Source organism: Rhodococcus sp. 05-2254-6, assembly GCF_002258565.1.
Lineage (GTDB): Bacteria > Actinomycetota > Actinomycetes > Mycobacteriales > Mycobacteriaceae > Rhodococcoides.
The window spans coordinates 1-17,724 of the sequence record NZ_NOZF01000118.1; the positions used below are offsets into that span (position 1 = coordinate 1).

Consider the following 17,724-nt stretch of genomic DNA (forward strand, 5'->3'; position numbering starts at 1 on the left):
GACCCTGCGTCGTTGGGGTGTGCCCGACGACCGATTTCCCGTGGAGAAGCCCGTCTTCGGCCCTTATCGCGTGCGGGCATCGAATGCACCGTTCGCCTCCGTCGCCCGATGGAACGGAGGTGATGCGATCGCGATGACTTCGGGTTCGACCGGCCGGCCGAAGTGCGTGGTGCAATCCGAGGACGCCATCAGGTATGCGGCTCGATCCACAATCGATGCCGTCGGCCTCCGCCCGGGTGAGGCGATCGGTGCCTTCGTTCCGCTGTCGTCGGTTGCCGCATTCTGCTTCGGAATGTATCTGCCTGCGCTACTGGGAGGTCCGATGGTCGCCATCGGGAAGTGGTCCCCGGAGGCGGCTCTGCGGGCAGCGAAGGAACACCGGATTGCCTGGACGATGCTGGTACCGACCATGGCGCTGCAGCTCTCGGTCGCACCGAACTCCGAAGGCGCGCTGGACACGATGCGCGCCATGACGGTCGGCGGCGGACCGATGAACGAGCGCGCGCTCGCCAAGGCCGAACAGTGGCTGCAGACCACGTTCCTACGGGTGTTCGGAATGTCCGAGTGCCTGGGGCACACCACACCTGCTCTCGACGACCCGACGTCGATCCGCCTCGGACGCGACGGTCGGCCGTTTCCCGGTACCACCGTGCGGGCCGTCGGCTCGGACAGCCGTCCGCTCCCCGCGGACGATATCGGTGCCGCCCAGGTCAAGGGCCCGTCGCTGTTCGTCGGGTACGCCCGAGCCGGGACTCCGGTCCCGCCCGAGTTGACGCCCGACGGATTCCTTCCGACCGGTGATCTCGTGGAGGTCGCGTCGGACGGTTCGATTCGTGTGATGGGTCGGCAGAAGCAGATCATCATCCGCGGCGGACGCAACATCGACATCAACGAGGTCGAGTCGGCCATCGCATCGCTGCAGTCCGTGGTGCAGGTGTGTGTCGTTCCGGTGCCCGACGATCTGCTGGGGGAGCGCGCAGCAGCTCTCGTGGTCACCGGTGGTGAGGACCTCGGACTCGACGACGTCACGGCGCAGCTGGCACACGACGACTTCCCCAAGTCGAAGTGGCCGGAGTACGTCTTCACCGTCGCCGACTTACCGCAGAATCGTGTCGGCAAGCTGTCCCGGCCCGATGCGACGGCGCTGGCTCGACAGCTTGCGGCCGCAACTGACTCGAATTCACATCGAAAAATGTAAACTCCCACCGGAGGGTTGTACGTTCTATCAGTAGGGGCAGTCATGACCGTAGGAACCGATGTTCGGCGCGAGAGCCCGCGGTCCAAGCGAACGCGCATTCTGACGGCAGCAATAGACCACTTCGGCAAAGTGGGATACGAGCACACCAAGTGGGCGTCCATCGCCGACGAGGTCGGTATCGGTCAGACCGCGCTCTATCACTACTTCGAATCCAAAGCGCACTGCTTGCTGACGATCATGCGCATCGAACTCGCCGACTCCGCCGCCCGTTTCGTGGCGGCCACCGACGGCGTGACGCATGCCGAGGATGCACTTCGCGCGGCGATTGCCGCGTCGTTGGCGGCATCTCCTCAGGACGCATTGGCCCGTCGCATTCTGCACAACCACATGGACCTCTTGGCGACCGAACGTCAGTCCGCGAAGGAAGAGGCCGAACGGGTCGAGTGCCGTGAACTCGTGCAACGGATCGAAAAGAACTGGACCGCATTGATCGTGCGGGGGATCGAGGCGGGCCAGTTCGCGGAGTCGAATCCGACGATGTCTGCGCGTTTGGTGCTCGCTCTGGTGGTCAGCGTATGGCGGTGGTACCGGCCCGACGGCCGACTGACCATCGACGACATCACTGCACTGGTGACGGACGCCGCCATCCGAGTGGTCCGCAAGTAACAGCGCGAGCTGTATCTGCAGCGGACCTTGACCCTCTTTTGAACTGAACAGAATTCACTTAGGAGAGAAATGTACAATTTGGTACTCGTAGCCGCCCGTCCGGAAGAGTGGACGCACGAGCAGTTCATCACGTGGTGGCGCGGGGAGCACGCCGATGTCACGTACCCCCTGCCCGGCTTGCTCCGTTGGCAGCACACCGAACTACTCGAAGCATTCGGGAGCAAGTCCCATGGGTGGGACGGGCTGTCGGTGCTCAGCTTCGAGTCGCGCGACGCGCTCGAGGCCGCCTTGGCCAGTGACGAGTGGAAAGCCGCTGTCGACCACGTCGGGACCATGGGCGGTCGACGGATGATGTGGTATGGCGACGAGAAGACGATGGTGCCTCTCGCGAGCGACGCGGGATGACCTCGTCGTGGGCCGATCCAGGCTGTTTTGCAGTGGCAGACGGCGTCCATCGCGTTCCTCTGCAGATGCCTCAGGACGGTCTGCGCGCGATCAATGTCTATGTGCTGGAGACTCACACGGGGCTGGTCCTGATCGACGGCGGTTGGCACCGAGCCTCCACCCACGACGAGCTCGTCGACGCCTTGCGTCGCATCGGACGTCGGCCGTCCGAAATTCACGACGTGTACGTCACCCACGTGCATCGTGATCACTACACGTTCGCCGTCGAGCTGCGTCGTCGATACGGAACCCGGGTGCATCTCGGTGCCGCAGAGGCACCGGGCATCGAAGCGATCGGTCGGTTGCGCAGCAACGTGCCGGTCAGCTCGATCCGGGAACTCGAGCGAGCGGGCGCGTTCGAGATCGCTCGCACCGCCTCCGAGAGCGGGAAGGCCGAACCCTTCGACGCCTCGGACTGGGAGCTACCGGACGCGTGGTTGCAACCCGGTCCCGTCGACATTCCCGGCCATGCGGTTGTCGCTGTACACACCCCCGGGCACACCAAGGGCCACATGGTTTTTCACGACACCGACCGGAACGTGTGCTACACGGGAGACCACGTTCTGCCCACGATCACGCCGTCGATCGGGTTCGAGCTCGGTGAGTGGGACCTTCCATTGGGCAAGTACCTGACGTCGCTGACCGCGATGCTCGACGAACCGGACCGGGCGATGTTGCCGTCGCACGGCCATCCGGGTGCCGGCGTGCACGAGCGCTGCCGGCAGTTGCTCGAACACCACGATCGCCGTCTCGCCGCTACCGAGAGCGTCGTCGAATCTGCCGCTCGGGCAACCGGGTTGGACGTGGCGGCCGGCCTGACGTGGACTCGGCACGATCGATCGTTCGCCAGCCTGGACAGCTTCAACCAGATGGTGGCGACCTGCGAGTCGCTGGCGCACCTGGACGTTCTGGTCCAGCGCGGCAGACTGTCGGCGCGGACCTCCAACGGGGTGGACTTCTTCACCACCTGGTGAAGCATCCGCCCCGAGAGCCCTACCCGAGCGGTCAGTCGCAGGTCCAACCGCCGTCGACGTACAGCTCGGTCCCGGTGACGAACGTCGAGTCGTCCCCGGCCAGAAAGGCAACGGCGGCAGCCACTTCGGTCCCGGTCCCCAGTCGACCCATCGGAGTGTGCGCAATCATGGCGCTGTGACGTTCGGAGCCCTCGTAGCGTTCGAGCAACTGCGTTGTGCCGATGAAGCCAGGGTGGATGGAGTTGACTCGAACACCCTTCGTGGCCCAGTGCAGGGCTGCATTCTTGGTCATCGTGCGCACAGCGCCTTTGGCCGCGGCGTAGGCGAAGCTGTTGCCGAGGCCGCCGACGCTGCCGAGGATGGAACAGATGTTGACGATGGATCCTCCTCCGGAGCGCTCGACATACGCGCCGGCAATGCTTCATTCCGAGCCACGTCCCGGTCTGACTGACTTCGACAACTCGGTTGTAGCGGTCGAGATCCTCGTCGACGACGGTTCCGAGGCTACCGATGGCACCGTTGTTGACCACGGCGTCGAGCCGACCGTACTGCGCGGCCACTGCCTCGACAGCGCTGTGCCACTGATCTTCCCGGGTGATGTCGAGTGCGATCGGGAGATGGCGTTCACTGTCGGCCTGGTCCGCCACGAGGGCTGCGCACGCGTTACCGTCGACGTCGGTCACCACGATCACGGCCCCTTCCGAGGCCAGACGCTCGACGATCGCGGTGCCGATTCCTCCGGTTGCCCCGGTGACCAGAACGACCTTGTCCTGGAGGCGGGACTGCGCGCCCATCACAGCTTGCTCAGTACGTTGCGCCCACCGACGAGCATCGCCGCGGCGACACCGATCGTGGTCACAGCAGTCATCAGTAGTGCCATTGCAGCCACGAGTGGGTAGGAGCCGTTCTGCCACATGTCGAACAGCAGCGTGCCCATCACCTGAGTGGTGGACGCTCGCACGAGAAGTGACGCGGCGAATTCATGGGTCAGCAGAATGAACATGAGCGCGACGGCACTGAGGATCGTCGGACGCATCAGCGGCAACATGATTCGTAGATTCGTCACGAAAGGCGACGCGCCACTGGTGGCCGACGCCTCGGTGTACGTGTTGCCGAGCGAGAGCATGGCCGTCATCTGCATCCTCGTCGAGAACGGCAGCATCAGCACGATGTACACGAGGATGATCACCGTTCTGGTTCCGTAGAGGATCAGCGGCGGTTCGGTGTACGTGAGCAGGAATCCGACGCCGAAGATCACGGCCGGGATGCCCAGTGGCAGTGCGGTCATGAGGTCTGCGATCAGCGCGAGAATTCTGAACCGACGACCGCGGACGAGAAGGTTTGCCATCAGGTATCCGAGCGGAATGCAGATCGCGACCGCGCCCAGTGAGGTCAGCACACTGGTCAGGACCGACTCCACCACCGCCGTCGTATCCATCAGTGCCCGAAAGTTGTCCAGCGTCAACAGACTCAGCGACAACGATCCCGACCAGTACGGCGTCAACGAGACGATGATCAGACCGACCAGCGGGATGACCAGGGCGAAGAGTGCGAACACCACGATGGTGACCGTCGCCCACGTGGCTTTACCGGTGGACGGCGCGAATGCCTTGCCGCCGTGCGTGACGAAACGAGTCTGGTTGCCCAGCAACGCCTTCTGCGCCAGCACGAGTACCAGTCCGAAGATCACCAGCGGAGACCCGGCGGCCGCTGCCGCGGCGAAGTCCGACGGGGACTCCGACACCCGGCGGTACATCTCGGTGGTCAGCACTTTGACTCCGGTGTTCGCACCCAGTAGCAGGGGGCCGGTGAACTGGCCGAGTCCGAGGAGCAGCGCGATACCGCCGCCGTAGATGAGGGACGGTCGAAGCAGCGGGAGGACGATCTTGAAAAAGATTCCGACCGTGGACGATCCGCTGACCTGAGCTGCTTCGAGGTGCTCGGAGCTGATGTTCTGCATGCCGGAACTGACGAACAGATAGACGAACGACGTCAGACCGAAGCCGGTGAGAACGATGATCCACGGGACGGTGTACACGTCGATCGGCCCACTGTCCGATCCGCTCCACCACGGCAGCAGGCGCAACACCACATTGAGGTAACCGGGCCCGGGGGAGAGCAGGAATGCCCACCCCACCACGCTTGCCACCGCCGGCATCACGATCGGCAGGATGGGAATGACACGCAGCCAACCGAGCTTGGCGGGAAGCCTGCTCGCGGCGAAGGCGAGCAGCGTTCCCAGCACCATCGCGATGACCAACGAACCCAGCGCCAACGCCACCGTGGTTCGAAGGGTGACGCCGATGTCGAAGCGGCCGTACTGACTTCGGTATCCGGCAGCTCCGTCCTCGAACGCGAGCATCTGCAGACGCACCATGGGGAGTACCACCAGGTAGGCCAACACGGCGAGGACGGCGGCGTACCCGATTCGCGCGCGCCAATTCGGCGAGATCGCCAGTGAGCGCTTACCGGTCGTCTCGGTGGACTCGGGACGTTCGACGTCGACGAGCGTGGCCATCACGAGGTCTCTCCTGCGGAACCGACGAGCTCGGAGCTCGCGGCCGACGACGCGTCGGGCAGCGCGTACACCCGCAGACACGACGGCGCGAAGCTGACGAGTACCGGCTGTCCGGGCCTGCTACGCCGCAGCGCCGCACTGTGTTCGGTAGCCGTGGCTCGCAGCGTCAACTGCTCGTCGCCGGTCTTGACTGCCACGTCGAAGTACCGACCGCCGTATTCGTACGTCACGAGTTCTGCGTGCAGGGCAATGTTTCCGGGCGGCACCTGGTCGGCAGTGTCGTGCAACAGCACGTCGTCCGGTCGGAACCGCGCTACGGCACGAGTGCCCTCGTCGGCACGCTCACGAACGGTGGCCGTCTGAAGGTCGATGACGTCCGAGCCGCTCGTGACCCATCCGTCGTGGCCGCGCATCAGTTCGAGCCGATTACCCATCCCGATGAACGCGGCGACGTATTCCGACGCCGGATTCTCGAAGACGTGCTCGGGCTCGTCGTACTGCTCGATCTTTCCGGCCTTCATGATCGCGAGACGGTCGCCGAGAGCGAACGCCTCGGACTGGTCGTGAGTGACGAACACGGCGGTGAAACCGAGCTGTTGGTGCAACTGGTGAATCTGCGATCGAACCTGATCTCGCAGGCGCGCATCGAGATTGCTCAGAGGCTCGTCGAACAACACCAGATCCGGTTGCGCCACGAGCCCGCGAGCGACCGCGACACGTTGCTGCTGGCCGCCGCTGAGCTGCGAGGGGTACCGGTCGAGCAACGCACCGCAATCGACCATGTTCGCGGCCGTCTCGACCGCGCCGTCGGCAATCGCCTTCTTCAGCTTGCGCACCGTCAACGGGTACCGAATGTTCTCTGCGACCGTCATGTGGGGCCACAGCGCATACGACTGGAACACCATGCCGATGTTCCGCTTGTGCGCAGGCACATGGAGTTTCGACGACGCATCGAACACTGTCCGGCCCGCGAAAGATATGGAGCCGCCCTGGGGTGTCTCCAGTCCGGCGAGGCACCGCAACGTCGTGGTCTTGCCGCAACCACTCGGCCCGAGCAGGACCAGAAATTCGCCCTGCTCGATCTCGAGGTCGAGGCTGTCTACGACGACGTTCGTACCGTACTTCTTCGTCAGTCCGGAGACCGCGAATCGAGAGGTCATTGCGTACTCACTTTCGGAGTATCGGTGTGCGTGGCTGTCACAGTGCATGTCGTGGGTCGAGCGCCCAGGCGAACTCGGTAACAGTGGAGGGTCAGCCTTGGAACAGGGTCTGCCATTCCTGTGAGTATTGCTCGACCTTTTCCGGCGTCAGTTCGGCGAGGTCGGGCGATGCGATGTCCTGGGCTCGCGCGACTGCACCCTCGATATCCGGCAGAACGGCCGCGTAGCCGCCGTTCAGTGCTTGCTGTCCTTCGGCTGTCACCATGAAGTTCGCGAGCACCTGCGCTGCGTTGGGATGCTGGGAAGCACCGAGAACCTCTGAGTACCAGGGTGTTCCCCACGGACTGTCCGGCAATGCCCAGTCGACCGGCGCGCCTGCGGCAACCTCGGTGACGAGAGGCTGAACCATGGGACTGACCGTCACTTCACCCGAGGTCAGAGCTTGCGCTACTGCGAGTGCGCTGGGGTACACCCGGGGCGCGAGTTCGGCGATCTGGTTCCAGTAGTCCTCTCCGAAGGTCTTGGAGTAGTACTTGTACAGATCGACGTACGACGCGAACCCGGTGGGGTTGACGATGCCGATCTTGCCCTGGAACTTCGGATCGATCAGGTCCTCGGGAGCGTCGACGCCGTCCGGCACCGCTGCGGTATTCCACCCGAGTCCGAACACCGCTGCGCTGGAGAGGAAGAACCGATCGTTGATGACGCTGTCCGCAGGATCGAAAGCGGGCGCATCCAGGTCGGGGCCGATGAGGTCGGTGGAGAATCGGCCGGATTCGGCGGCATTCTCGATCCAGGAGGCGTCGGTGGTCATGTGGACGTCAGCGATCCCTGCCCCCGTTCGGTTCTCGGTTTCTACCCTGGGATTGATCTCGGAGTCGGTGCCGCGCACGTACTCCATGTCGATCTCCGGGTACTGCGCCTCGAAAGCCGCTGTCAGCGCATCGAGGTTGGCCGGCTTCTGGCTGGAGTAGAGCATCACACTGCCCTCCTCCTTCGCGGCAGCGATCACGGCATCCCAGTCGCCCTCCACCGGAGCGGACGCGGTGGAAGACGAGCCTCCGCATGCGGTGAGGCCTACCATCGTGGCCGTTGCAATCACGGCAACGAGCGTCGTCCTGAACTTGTTCATGCCTGCGTTCCTTTCGGGCACGTCGATGACTTCCCAAGAACTCGGCGAGCCATCGTTTGACGTGGAGTCGGGCGACATCGATCGCAGACTTCACGTACGCGCTCGAACCAGCCGCAACGTTCGTCAAACTGAACTGATGTCAGTTTGAAAGATAGCGGCCGGTCCCTGTGATGTCAATCACCAGGTCGGGGTGGTGGGGGGGTGGGTGCACGGACGCTCCGAATTCGGCCGGCGGTCACTCGGTGAGTCGCTGTTCTTGACAGGACGGTTATCGATTGCAGACAAATTGTGTCCGTATAGCCTGTGTGCATGTCCATCAATGCGGAACGAGTCCCGGTCATCGTGGGTGTGGGTGACCTGAAGTTCACAGGCGACGGCACTGCGCAGAGCGCCATCGAGCCGCTCGATCTCGTTCTGCGCGCTGTGAATGCGGCGATCGAGGACACAGGAGCACCGGGTCTGAGCGCGCAGCTCGATGCGATACATGCAGTTCGCACCACGAGCTGGAACTACGCCGATCTTCCGGCTCTGGTCGCCGAGAGGTTGGGCGTCACCCTCACATCCAGCTGCTCGAGCACGATCGGTGGGCATCACCCCGCGCGACTACTCGACCAGGTCGGTCGAGATATCGCCGAAGGACGCACTACTGCAGCACTGGTGGTGGGCGGCGAGGCGCAGGCCTCCGTCCGTGCCATGACGAAAGCGGGTGTGGACCCCGGTGAATCGGGTTGGACGACCGTACCGGGAGGCCCTCCGTCGTTCTCGCCCGAGGACCTCGGCAGCCCCGAAATGCAGCGAGCAGGAATCCTGGCACCGGTACAGATCTACCCGCTCTTCGAGAACGCGCGTGCCCACAGCCGTGGCCTGAACCCAGACCAGGGGCTGCGCGAATCGGCCGACATGTACTCCCGCTTCTCGGCAATTGCGGCCGAACATCCCGTTGCATGGAGCCCTGTTGCACGCACGCCGGAAGACATCGGCACCGTCAGTTCATCGAATCGGTCTGTGTCCGATTGCTATCCGCTATCGATGAACGCCATGCCGTTCGTCGATCAAGCAGCTGCGGTCATGGTCTGTTCCTTGGCGACCGCCCGTGAGGCCGGTTTGGCGGAGGATCGAATCGTGTACCTGTGGGGTGGTGCGGGTGCAGTCGACAATCCGGATGTGTTGGCGCGCCCGGTGTTCGACGACGCACCAGCTCTTCGCGCGGCCGTGCGGCGGGCACTGTCGAGGGCCGAGGTGGCCAGCGAGGACCTGGCATTCGTCGATGCATACAGCTGCTTTCCGATCGTGCCGAACCTGTTGGCCGACGAGCTCGGACTGGCCGAGGGGGCGACTCCCACTGTCCTGGGAGGACATTCGTTCTTCGGTGGGCCGTTGAGCAGCTACTCGCTCCATGCCATTGCGGAATCGACGCGACTGCTGCGCAAGAATTCCGGAGTCGCATTGGTTCATGCAAACGGCGGTTATCTGACGTACCAGCACGTGGTGCTGCTGTCCACGAGAGCTCATCGCGACGGATACATCGGCGACCCGGAGCAGGTGACTGTGTCGGGTACGCCGGCACGCGTCGTGCACGGCTACTCGGGAACGGCGACCATCGAGACGGCTACGGTCACGTACGACCGTAGCGGCCTGCCGGAGCAAGCGTTTGTCGTGGCTGCCACCGACGATGGGGCGCGGGTAGCGGGCCGAGCTGGACATGAATTCGCAACGACGCTTCACGACCTCGTGTCCGTGCAGAACGAGTCGGCCGTCGGACGCCGAATAGACCTGGTGGACAGCGAAGGGAACCTTGCCGTCGATTTCTGCATGTGATCGTCGCGTTCGGCCGGCAGACCGGTGAGAGGATGCAGTCATGTCTGAAGATTCTCCCCGCGGACCGGGCAGGCCCCGTGACGCGGACATGGAGGACCGCGTGTACACCGCCGTGCTCGAGGTGTACTGGGAAACCAGTTGGCGCGGATTCACATTCGACGCAGTCGCGCGGCGGGCCAAGGTCGGCCGGGCAGCGCTCTACCGCCGCTGGGCCGACAGGGAAGAACTTCTGGTCCAGGCGCTCGAAGCTCGGTCGCCGCTGTCGACGCCGATCGACACCGGATCGGTCCGTGGGGACCTCGTCGAACTCGCGGAACAATTGGCCGTCGGCTACGGGGAGCTCTCCGGCTTGGTCTCGCTACGGGTGACTCTCGACGCGAGGGTGAATCCGGACCTGTTGTCCCATCTCACCGACACTCTCAACCAGAGCCGCCTCGTCACTGCTCGACGCATCGTCCGCCGGGCTGTCGCGCGAGGAGAGCTGCCCGAGGGCACGTCGACGACGTTACTGCTCGAACTCGTGACGGGAGCGGTGTTGGCGCGTGCGCTCTTCTCGCAGGCGCACTCAGGATCGAGAACCACTGCTGCCGTTGACCACTCGACAGTGGTCGTCGACACCGTTCTGCGAGCGTTGAGTTAGCCGTTGAACGACCGGGCTACAGGCCGAACCATTGCAGACAGTGACTGTCTGAATTAGTGTTGTGGGGTCTCACGGCCCGAAGGAATGAGGATCGACGTGTCCGAAGTGGTACTCACCGAAGTGCGGGGACACACCCTCGTCGTCACCATCGACCGGCCGGAGGCAGCCAACAGCATCAACGCCGATGTGCACCGCGGTTTGGGCGCTGCATGGGAGCTTGCGCAGGAGACAGACGACATTCGAGTTGTGGTGTTGACGGGCGCAGGCAACAAAATCTTCTGCGCCGGAGCAGATTTGAAAGCTCTCGGCACATCCGGGCCCGCGGGAGTGACTCCACCCGAGACCGCGCACTGGGGTTTCGCCGGAATCGTCAAACACCACATTGCGAAACCGGTGATTTCCGCAGTGAACGGCAGCGCCCTGGGCGGTGGCACGGAACTCGCATTGGCCGGTGATCTTGTTGTAGCCGCGGAGAATTCGACCTTCGGACTTCCCGAAGTGAAGCGCGGTCTCATCGCCGGAGCGGGAGGGGTCTTCAGATTGACCACAGCCCTGCCGCGTGCTGTCGCGCTGGAGCTACTGCTGACCGGGAACGCCATGAGCGCCCAGGACGCGCTCCGGTGGGGATTGGTCAACCGCGTCGTTCCTCAGGCCGAAGTGATGAGCACTGCTCTTGCCCTCGCAGACGTCATCTCCGCGAACGCACCTCTCGCTGTTCAGGCGAGCAAGCGCGTCGCTCGCGGGATCGATGACGGCGAGATCGAGACGGAAGCCCGCAGCTGGGAACTCAGCGAACAGGCCCTGGAGTCACTGAGCCGATCGGCGGACACTGTCGAGGGAATCATGGCCTTCATGCAGAAACGGGACCCGATATGGACCGGAAAGTGAATCCGATCGTGAATGCACTCATTTTGCCTCGGGTACCTGGTGTAGACCTTCCGACGTAGAGGCTCGGCTGCTACGCAGCTGTCGTCCCGCCGGAATTAGAATCGTCACCCCGGCTCCGATGATCGCCGGCAAGGCGAAAGCCAGAAGCTGAGTGCTGGTTCCCGCACCCGCGGCGACGAACAGTCCACCGTAGGTAGGACCCACGATCGCGCCCAGTCGCCCCACCGCGAGCGCGACGCCCAGTCCTGTGGTCCGGCAGGACACGGGGTAGTAGCCACCGATGAAGGTGTTCAGCAGGATCTGCGTCCCGGTCGTTCCCATTCCTGCGATCAGCACCAGAACGTACACGATCCCGATCGGGGGAGTGGTCGCGATCAATGCCAACGACACTGCTGCACAAAGGAATCCGAGGGTCGTCACCAGCTTGATGCCGAACCGGTCCGCCAGGTAAGCGCCGCCGAGCGCGCCCACTGCACCGCCGACGTTGAGCACCAGCAGGAATGACAGTGCGGCACCGAGCGGGTATCCGGCCGATCGCATCACTGCAGGCAACCAGGTCGCGACGCCGAACAACACGAGCAGACACAGCAGGGTCATCACCCAGAAGGACAACGTCACTCGCGCACGGTTCGCGGTGAACAGCGCAGCGATTCCGCGATCTGTCGATGTCGGCTCACCACCGGAAACCTCGACTGTGTCCTCGAGTCCGTAACGAGTCGAGATCCTTTGTGCTGCATCCGTCCTACCCCGCGCGTCGAGGAAGGCGGGCGACTCGGGGAGGTATCCGATCATCATCGGCAGAATCAACAACGCCGGGATCATCCCAGCTGCGAACATCGCTCGGAAGCCGAATGCCGGGACGAGCCACAGCGACAGGATCCCCGCTGCGATGCCGCCGACGCTGGTGCCCACGAACCCCAGTGCGACCGTTCTCGCTCGGGTGTCGAGGCGGGAAAATTCGATCAGCATCGACGCCGCGGTCGGCATCAGAACCCCAGCACCGACGCCGACGACAAATCGCGCTGCTCCGAACAATTCGGGCGAGGGTGCAATTGCGCAGCATCCCATTGCGGCCGAGAACAGGGCGACCGCGGCGATCAAGGCGCGTCGTCTGCCCCAACGATCCGCGATGCTGCCCGCGGCGAGTGCCCCGACCAGCATGCCGACTCCCACCACGGATCCGAGTACACCGACGGTCGCCGGATCCAGGTCCCACGGCTCGTACGCCAGGAGCGACGGCACCACCGTTCCGTACATCAGAAGGTCGTACCCCTCCAACGTCAAGGCCGCCAGGCACAGCGCAACGACGGGAGAAAAAGTGTTACGTGACATGATATTCCGCTCGCGAGAGGGTCAGATGAAGTGTTGGGACAACCAGTCACCGATATCGGCGGCGGCCAGAGACGCGCCGGTGGGCGCGCCATCGTGAATGGGGCCACCGAAGTGGGTGCCCTCGATCGCCACGTGAGACTTGTCCACTGAGCCCAGAGCCTCGACCATTCTCGACGCGTCCTCCGGGAAACACGCCTGATCGCCAGTCAATTCGACGAACAACGACGGGACCGTGACCGACGGTGCGCACCGAACGAAGTCGGCATTGGAGCTCAGACCGGACCACGTCGACAGCCAGGCATCCGGCGTGGACAAGCGCGCAAAGCCGACGAGTCCGTAGTTCGTCAGATCGGGCCGCCGGCCGAACAGTGAACCGTAGGGGCGGGCGTTGGAACTGAGCGACATGTCGGTGAATCTCAGGTCCGCGTCGGTGCGATAGACGGTCAATATCCGCGGTGCCAACGCCTCTCGACGGTCGTGGGCGTTGCCGTTTGTCTTGAAACGCCGTCGGGCCTCGGATGCTTCGGCGACCCGTGACCGCGCGATCACGTCGAGGCGAGTGACGCGCTCGAGCTGAGCGGCGCGGTACTTCTGAACGAACTCGGCGGAATAGTGAGAGCTTTCCGGTGCCTCGACGAATCCGTTCGCACTGTCGAAAGGATCGAGTGCCGGGTCGACGGACATGGGGTCCGATTCGTCGACCACGGACGGATCGATCAGTCGCAGCAGCAGCGCGCCCTGTCCCGGGTGTGGAGCCATGAAAATCGCACCGTCCGGTACGGGCATCTCCGCGGATGCGAGGTCGATCGGTCGACCTGCGGGCGTTACCGCCAGTCGATTCTCGGGCGCAAGACCGGCCTGCTCGTGGTAGAACGCGAACAGCGTTCCACCGCCCGAGTGCCCAAGTGTGACAACGTGATCGAAAGAGCGGGAGCGAAGGAACACCTGCCCGGCCGCGGCGTCGAGCAAAGCCTGCTCGTGCACCAGCGAGATGTCGTTGTTCACCGATCGCGTGCCCTGGGTCCACACTGCGTATCCGCGTGCAAGCAGCTCTGGCACGAGAACGTGATGCGTCAGATCCTGGCGCGGGTGCATCAACGTAACGACGAGGTCCGCGCCGGGAACCGTTCGCAACACTCCACTGACCTTGGCGCCATCGGCAGTGGTCAGCTCGTGCGTCGACGTGACGGTGTTCGTCGGTGCCTCGGCCGCATCGAGGTAGCGTCCAGCACCGAGTCGGGTCCGATTCATGACTGCTCGACGCGCAGGGCGTCTTTGTCCCACTGCGTGATTCGAGACTCCGACAGGCCGGAGACGCTGCTGTACCAGACGGCGTGCCTGCATCCGGTGGCCCGACGGTCGATGACGATGTCCTTGTCCGAGACTATGCGGAAGTACGGGCCGACGTGGTCGACGCGTACGGCTGGGTCGACGTCGGCCACCGAGGCGATACTGGTGTTCTCGGGAATGTCGAGTACGTACAACGTGGTCACGACACTCCCACCTCGTTCTCGGCCGACCAGTCGGCCGCACGTTCGACGATCAGTTCGGCCTTGCGGGTCAACAGGTTCGCCATGCTCGGGTCGGGTCCGCGCACGACGTCGATCAGGGCGTCGATCGTCAGGTTCGCGTCGAGATCTTCCTGCGGCGTGACCGGACGCATCGCGCGGGTGAGCTCGATCATGTAGCCGTTGGGATCGTGTGTGTAGATCGACTCGATCGTCTCGTGTTGGATCTGCATCTCCACGGGCCAATCACTGCCATCCAACCGTCGCCGATATTCCATCAGGTCCGCTTCGCTGTCGACGTGAATCGCGAGATGACGCGAGCGGATGAAGAAGATCGGTACGTCCTCGGCGAAGCGCGAGTACGAATCACCCTGTGGTCCTCCGTCGAACGGTTCGAGACCGAAGTAGTAGAAGAACGCGAGTCGGTCGTCGTTGCCGATGTCGAAGAAGAAGTGGATGAAGTCCGGATGCTTCTCCGGGCCCCATCCTGCTGCGCAGATGGAGTGGACGACGGGGAACCCGAGAACATCACGGTAGAACTCGACCGTTGCTGCCGGATCGAACGTGGGGTAGGCGACGTGGTCGACGCCCCGCACCTTGTGTGGCAAGTCGGACATGAAGATTTCCTCTCTACGAAAGTGACGATCTAGGACGTGACGACGGCGTCTGCCCGAAGAAGTGAGCCGGCGTCCGGAAGATCGACGGGTAGGTCCAGCGCACGGAGCAGGCTGTAGGCACCTGCCGTCGCGGCCGACAGAACGGGGATGCCGAATTCGTCCTCGGCAGCCTGGACGAGCGGTAGGGACGGCATCTGTACGCACGCGGAAATCACCAGGGCGTCGGCACCGGTGAGATCCAACGACCGTGCCGCGTCCATGACTCGTTCGCCTGGGATGCAGCCGACTTCGGCGTTGTCGGACACCTCCAGCGCGCGCCAATCGACTACGCGAATGCCCTCGGCCTCGATGTAGTCGACGACCTTCTCCGCGAGTGGTCGCATGTACGGCGTCACGAGAACTATGTTCTTGGCGTCCAGGGCACGAAGGCCTTCCACAAGAGCGCCCGCGCTCGACCTGACGGCTGCATCGGACCCGCCCGTGGCGAGTTGTTCCGCGACGAGCCCCTCCACCCGTTGGTGTTCCCCGGGCCCGGCGACCATGAGGGCGACGAGGCACGCATAGAGAACAGCGTCGATTCCGGCATCGCCCAATTCGAGGATGCACCGTTCGCGCTGGGCATTCATGGCCCGCAATTGTTCCGGCGACACGGCCTGCATGCGCATGCGCGAGGAGTGGAACGAAAACCGGGCATGTCGATGTCGCGCCAACAATGCGGGCATCTCCGTTTCCACGGTGACGTTGGAGCTCGGTACGACCAAGCCCACACGATGAATACTCATGAACTGCCTTTCGGTAATTGACGCTGATGACGAGTATTCGACGTCTGCGACGATTCGTCAAGCGGCTTGGACCAGGGAAATCGAATCGATGCGTCCGTTCGTGCAGTATCGAGGAGGGTGACAGCACTCACATTCGTGCTTGACATGTTGTCGTCTACGTCGAATAATCGACGCAGACGTAAGCAGTGTTCGAGGGTGTTTCGCTCTCACACGCCAGGACGTCTTCGACTCGGACCTAAGGAGCACACCGGCATGACCTATGTGATCGGAGTGGACGTCGGCGGAACGTTCACGGACGCAGTACTCGACGACAGTTCCGGGGCCGTGGTCGCTGCAAAAGCGCCCTCGACTCCGCCCGACTATTCACAGGGCGTCATCGACGTTCTCGAAGCGTTGGCCGAGCAACTCGGATGCCCGGTGCAGGAAATGCTGGCGAACACCCACCACATCGCGCACGGCACCACGTCCTCGCTCAACGCTCTGGTGATGGGTAACGTCCCGCCGGTCGGGTTCCTGACCACCAAGGGGCATCGCGATTCGATCTACATCATGAACGTCGAGGGCCGGTACCTCGGTGGCTCGCCCGAGCAACTGCAGAACGTGTTGGGGCAGAGCAAGTCCCACGGTCTCGTTCCCAAGCGGCATGCGCTGGAGGTCACCGAACGCCTCGACCGAGACGGCAACGTCGTCGTAGCCCTCGACGAAGAGTCCGCACGTATCGCCATCCGAAGCCTCGTCGACGACGGTGTCTCCGGCATCGCGGTCTCGCTGCTCTGGTCGTTCCGTAACCCCGTGCACGAGCAGCGCATTCGTGAACTCGTGCACGAGATCGACCCCGACATGTTCGTCTCGCTGTCCTCCGAGGTGAGCCCGCGCATCCGCGAGTTCGCCCGTAACGCAACCACGATCATGAGTACCCAGATCGGCCCAGGGTTGCGCGATTACCTCGGCTCGTTGGAGAAGAAGCTACGTGCCCTCGATCTCGCGGGACCACTGCTGGTGATGCAGAGCAACGGCGGTGCCGTTGCCGCAGCCGAGGCCCCGAAGAACGCCATCAGCACAGTCGGGTCCGTGTTGACCGGCGGCGTGGTCGGAGCGGTATCACTCGGAAAGCAGCTCGGTCACAAGAACATCATCGCCACCGACGTCGGCGGAACCACATTCCTCGTCGGCCTCGTCGTGGACGGTGAGCCGGTGCGTGCGTCGAGCACCATCATCAACCACCACCCGATCAACGTCCCCACCCTGCAGGTGCACGCCATCGGCTCGGGCGGCGGTGCCATAGTGTGGGTGGATGCGGGTGGCAACCTCCAGATCGGTCCGCACAGCGCCCAGGCGGTACCCGGACCTGCCTGTTACGGGCAGGGCGGCACCGAACCCACCAATGCCGACGCCAATCTCGTCCTCGGGATTCTCCCCGAGCGCGGACTGCTGGGAGGACGCAAACCACTCGACAAAGAGCGTGCGCGCGAGGCCATTCGACGCCGCATCGCGGAACCGCTCGGTCTGTCGGTCGAGGACGCAGCCGCCGCGATCTATGCCGTCCAGAACGCACAGACCGGCGACCTTCTGCGCAAGACCGTCGTCGAAGCCGGGCACGATCCGCGCAACTTCGTTCTCTACGCGTTCGGCGGAGCCGGCCCATCACATTGCGCCGCCTATGCAGCCGAAGTCGGCGTCAAGGAGGTCATCGTTCCGCTCGGGCAGGTGGCATCGGCGTTCTCGGCCTACGGGCTTGCGTCGTCGAACATCGTGCTCGCGGCCGAGCTGTCCGACCCAGCCGCGATGCCGCTCGATCCTGCTCGCGCAGAAGCAAACTTCGACGGCCTCGAGAAGCGAGTCCGCGAAGCCCTCGGGAATGGTGGTGGCAACCTCTGCCAACTGCATCGTGTACCGCATGTCGATTTCACGTTCGACCTGGACCGACGTGAAATTGAGCCCTTGTCGACCGAGGGCTTCGCGGACTCGCTTCTCGAGGCCGTCGAAGTTTGCTTCTGCGCGAGCAGGATCGAGCGGCATCGCGGCTGGGTCGGACAGCTCGCTCGCG

The 17,724-nt window shown here is 63.7% G+C and carries 16 protein-coding genes and 1 pseudogene; 8 read left to right on the forward strand and 9 right to left on the reverse strand.

Annotated elements, in window-relative coordinates; all coding sequences use genetic code 11:
- The 4 genes from CH256_RS15220 to CH256_RS15235 all read left to right on the forward strand — a co-directional run.
- Positions 1-1,198: class I adenylate-forming enzyme family protein (locus CH256_RS15220; RefSeq protein WP_143536591.1), on the forward strand; the 1,198-nt coding region annotated here is incomplete at its 5' end.
- 42 nt (positions 1,199-1,240) lie between these two features.
- A complete protein-coding gene (locus CH256_RS15225) occupies positions 1,241-1,864 on the forward strand; it encodes a TetR/AcrR family transcriptional regulator (RefSeq protein ID WP_068046703.1) in 624 nt (207 codons plus the stop codon).
- A gap of 69 nt (positions 1,865-1,933) precedes the next feature.
- Positions 1,934-2,269, forward strand: coding sequence for an EthD family reductase (locus tag CH256_RS15230; RefSeq protein WP_094669981.1), 336 nt, complete (start codon positions 1,934-1,936; stop codon positions 2,267-2,269).
- Positions 2,266-3,282, forward strand: a complete 1,017-nt coding sequence (locus tag CH256_RS15235; protein WP_094669982.1) for an MBL fold metallo-hydrolase — start codon at positions 2,266-2,268, stop codon at positions 3,280-3,282. Before CH256_RS15230 ends, CH256_RS15235 begins: the two co-directional genes overlap by 4 nt.
- Positions 3,283-3,313: 31 nt before the next feature.
- Here the strand turns inward: CH256_RS15235 and CH256_RS15240 are convergent.
- The 4 genes and pseudogenes from CH256_RS15240 to CH256_RS15255 all read right to left on the reverse strand — a co-directional run bounded on the left by CH256_RS15240 (position 3,314) and on the right by CH256_RS15255 (position 8,092).
- A pseudogene (locus CH256_RS15240) lies at positions 3,314-4,076 on the reverse strand (SDR family NAD(P)-dependent oxidoreductase).
- Positions 4,076-5,800 (reverse strand): ABC transporter permease, encoded by a 1,725-nt coding sequence (locus tag CH256_RS15245; RefSeq protein WP_082898894.1) that lies wholly within the window; start codon positions 5,798-5,800, stop codon positions 4,076-4,078. The pseudogene CH256_RS15240 and the gene CH256_RS15245 overlap by 1 nt, the downstream one beginning before the upstream one ends.
- On the reverse strand, positions 5,800-6,960 hold the full coding sequence (locus tag CH256_RS15250; protein WP_094669983.1) for an ABC transporter ATP-binding protein: 1,161 nt from the start codon (positions 6,958-6,960) through the stop codon (positions 5,800-5,802). The genes CH256_RS15245 and CH256_RS15250 overlap by 1 nt, the downstream gene beginning before the upstream one ends.
- Positions 6,961-7,051: 91 nt before the next feature.
- Positions 7,052-8,092: a substrate-binding domain-containing protein gene (locus CH256_RS15255; protein WP_068046718.1), complete on the reverse strand. Its 1,041-nt coding sequence runs from the start codon at positions 8,090-8,092 to the stop codon at positions 7,052-7,054.
- 309 nt (positions 8,093-8,401) lie between these two features.
- Between CH256_RS15255 and CH256_RS15260 the strand changes: the two genes are divergently transcribed.
- The 3 genes from CH256_RS15260 (at position 8,402) to CH256_RS15270 (ending at position 11,438) form a co-directional block, all read left to right on the forward strand.
- Positions 8,402-9,910, forward strand: a complete 1,509-nt coding sequence (locus CH256_RS15260) for an acetyl-CoA acetyltransferase (protein WP_256989447.1) — start codon at positions 8,402-8,404, stop codon at positions 9,908-9,910.
- 40 nt (positions 9,911-9,950) lie between these two features.
- The gene (locus CH256_RS15265; RefSeq protein ID WP_094669984.1) at positions 9,951-10,550 is read left to right on the forward strand and encodes a TetR/AcrR family transcriptional regulator; all 600 of its coding nucleotides are present in this window, start codon (positions 9,951-9,953) and stop codon (positions 10,548-10,550) included.
- 96 nt (positions 10,551-10,646) lie between these two features.
- Positions 10,647-11,438 carry an enoyl-CoA hydratase-related protein gene (locus tag CH256_RS15270; RefSeq protein WP_068046929.1) on the forward strand — a complete coding sequence of 264 codons (792 nt, stop codon included), beginning with the start codon at positions 10,647-10,649 and terminating at the stop codon, positions 11,436-11,438.
- Between the two features lie 18 nt (positions 11,439-11,456).
- Here the strand turns inward: CH256_RS15270 and CH256_RS15275 are convergent, their stop codons facing one another.
- The 5 genes from CH256_RS15275 to CH256_RS15295 are packed head-to-tail and all read right to left on the reverse strand — an operon-like array spanning position 11,457 to position 15,677.
- Complete coding sequence (locus tag CH256_RS15275) at positions 11,457-12,770, reverse strand: MFS transporter (protein ID WP_094669985.1); 1,314 nt, start codon at positions 12,768-12,770, stop codon at positions 11,457-11,459.
- Between the two features lie 21 nt (positions 12,771-12,791).
- A complete protein-coding gene (locus tag CH256_RS15280) occupies positions 12,792-14,021 on the reverse strand; it encodes an alpha/beta hydrolase (RefSeq protein WP_094669986.1) in 1,230 nt (409 codons plus the stop codon).
- A complete protein-coding gene (locus CH256_RS15285; protein ID WP_068046732.1) occupies positions 14,018-14,263 on the reverse strand; it encodes a hypothetical protein in 246 nt (81 codons plus the stop codon). Before CH256_RS15285 ends, CH256_RS15280 begins: the two co-directional genes overlap by 4 nt.
- The gene (locus CH256_RS15290) at positions 14,260-14,895 is read right to left on the reverse strand and encodes a VOC family protein (protein WP_094669987.1); all 636 of its coding nucleotides are present in this window, start codon (positions 14,893-14,895) and stop codon (positions 14,260-14,262) included. The genes CH256_RS15285 and CH256_RS15290 overlap by 4 nt, the downstream gene beginning before the upstream one ends.
- Positions 14,896-14,924: 29 nt before the next feature.
- Positions 14,925-15,677 (reverse strand): maleate cis-trans isomerase family protein, encoded by a 753-nt coding sequence (locus tag CH256_RS15295; RefSeq protein ID WP_094669988.1) that lies wholly within the window; start codon positions 15,675-15,677, stop codon positions 14,925-14,927.
- 252 nt (positions 15,678-15,929) lie between these two features.
- Between CH256_RS15295 and CH256_RS15300 the strand changes: the two genes are divergently transcribed.
- Positions 15,930-17,724 (forward strand): hydantoinase/oxoprolinase family protein (locus CH256_RS15300; RefSeq protein ID WP_256989448.1); only part of this gene is annotated, 1,795 nt, incomplete at its 3' end.

Coding starts and splice junctions, on each gene's coding strand:
- CH256_RS15230 (WP_094669981.1), top strand. CDS start 1,934: ATGTACAATTTGGTACTCGTAGCCGCCCGTCCGGAAGAGTGGACGCAC.
- CH256_RS15225 (WP_068046703.1), top strand. CDS start 1,241: ATGACCGTAGGAACCGATGTTCGGCGCGAGAGCCCGCGGTCCAAGCGA.
- CH256_RS15250 (WP_094669983.1), bottom strand. CDS start 6,960: ATGACCTCTCGATTCGCGGTCTCCGGACTGACGAAGAAGTACGGTACG.
- CH256_RS15255 (WP_068046718.1), bottom strand. CDS start 8,092: ATGAACAAGTTCAGGACGACGCTCGTTGCCGTGATTGCAACGGCCACG.
- CH256_RS15295 (WP_094669988.1), bottom strand. CDS start 15,677: ATGAGTATTCATCGTGTGGGCTTGGTCGTACCGAGCTCCAACGTCACC.
- CH256_RS15275 (WP_094669985.1), bottom strand. CDS start 12,770: ATGTCACGTAACACTTTTTCTCCCGTCGTTGCGCTGTGCCTGGCGGCC.
- CH256_RS15245 (WP_082898894.1), bottom strand. CDS start 5,800: ATGGCCACGCTCGTCGACGTCGAACGTCCCGAGTCCACCGAGACGACC.
- CH256_RS15260 (WP_256989447.1), top strand. CDS start 8,402: ATGTCCATCAATGCGGAACGAGTCCCGGTCATCGTGGGTGTGGGTGAC.
- CH256_RS15290 (WP_094669987.1), bottom strand. CDS start 14,895: ATGTCCGACTTGCCACACAAGGTGCGGGGCGTCGACCACGTCGCCTAC.
- CH256_RS15265 (WP_094669984.1), top strand. CDS start 9,951: ATGTCTGAAGATTCTCCCCGCGGACCGGGCAGGCCCCGTGACGCGGAC.
- CH256_RS15235 (WP_094669982.1), top strand. CDS start 2,266: ATGACCTCGTCGTGGGCCGATCCAGGCTGTTTTGCAGTGGCAGACGGC.
- CH256_RS15280 (WP_094669986.1), bottom strand. CDS start 14,021: ATGAATCGGACCCGACTCGGTGCTGGACGCTACCTCGATGCGGCCGAG.